The 1,320-nt window shown below is 71.2% G+C and carries 2 protein-coding genes; both read left to right on the top strand.

The window, feature by feature from the left end; genetic code table 11:
• Positions 1-125: 125 nt before the first annotated feature.
• Complete coding sequence (locus A5701_RS19330; protein ID WP_067757370.1) at positions 126-605, top strand: gamma-glutamylcyclotransferase; 480 nt, start codon at positions 126-128, stop codon at positions 603-605.
• Between the two features lie 89 nt (positions 606-694).
• A partial coding sequence (locus A5701_RS19325; protein ID WP_067757374.1) for an alpha/beta hydrolase fold domain-containing protein occupies positions 695-1,320 on the top strand: 626 nt, incomplete at its 3' end.

Here is a 1,320-nt window from a genome sequence, read left to right as displayed (position 1 = left end):
CGCCATTGAACAGCGCGGCGACGATGCACGCCGCACGGCGGCGTGAGGAGAAGCCGCGCCATTGAACAGCGCGGCGAAACGCTTGGGAGAAGACCGCTCGTGCGGGTGACGTCTAAGATTTCCCCGTGCCGCTCTACGCCGCCTACGGGTCGAACATGGATCCTGAGCAGATGCTCAAGCGGGCACCCCATTCCCCGATGGCCGGAACCGGCTGGCTGCACGGCTGGCGCCTGACGTTCGGCGGCGAGGACATCGGCTGGGAAGGCGCGCTGGCCACGGTGGTCGAAGACCCGACCTCCAAGGTGTTCGTCGTCCTCTACGACATGACCCCGGCCGACGAGAACAACCTCGACCGGTGGGAGGGCTCGGAGTTCGGCGTCCACAAGAAGATCCGCTGCCGGGTGGAACGCATCTCGTCGGACACCAGCACCGACCCCGTGCTGGCCTGGCTGTACGTGCTCGACGCCTGGGAGGGCGGCCTGCCCTCGGCGCGATACCTGGGCGTGATGGCTGACGCCGCCGAAATCGCCGGAGCCCCAAGCGATTACGTGCACAACCTGCGCACCAGACCGGCCCACAACATCGGCCCGGGAACGGGCTCCTAGGGCCCGTGTCGATTCTCTCCAGACCAGTCGTCGCCGACGCACTGGCCCGCACTTTCGCCGCCGTCGTGAACCCGGCCCCCAAGGCCGCCGTGCGATTCCCCGAATTCCGCGGCCGGACCACCGAGGTCACCATCCCCGCCCGGCACGGCCCCGTACCGGCAACCGTCTACCACCCGCCGGCCGGCACGGCGAACCAGGCGGTCTACGTCAACGTGCACGGCGGGGGCTTCGTGGTCGGGCACCCCGAACAGGACGATCCCTGGTGCCGGTACCTGGCCGCCAACGCAGGCGTGGTGGTGATCAATCCCGACTACGTGCTGGCGCCGCGGCACCGCTTCCCGGCGGCGCCACACCAGGTCTACGACGTCGTCCGCTGGGCGGCCGACCCCGGCCGCGATTGGGACGGCGGCCGGCTGTGCGTCGGGGGCCAAAGCGCGGGCGGCAACCTCAGTGCCGCGGCCGCACGGCTGGCGCTGGAGAACGGCGGCCCCCGCATCGCGCTGCAGGTCCTGCACTACGCCCCGCTCGACCTGGTGACGCCCGCCCGCGACAAGCCGTCCAGCCTGGGCGGCCGCGCCGTCCTGAAGCCGTGGATGGGTGAGGTCTTCGACACCGCCTACGTGCCCGAAGCCGCGCAGCGGCGCGACCGCCTGGCCTCCCCCGCGTGGGGCGACAACGCCGACGGGATCGCCGGTATCGCGCCCGCGCTGGTCGT

Source organism: Mycobacterium sp. E3305, assembly GCF_001666785.1.
In the GTDB taxonomy this organism is placed as follows: Bacteria; Actinomycetota; Actinomycetes; order Mycobacteriales; family Mycobacteriaceae; genus Mycobacterium.
The sequence above is the reverse complement of the archived record's forward strand: the minus strand, read 5'-3'. Positions and strand labels throughout refer to the sequence as shown.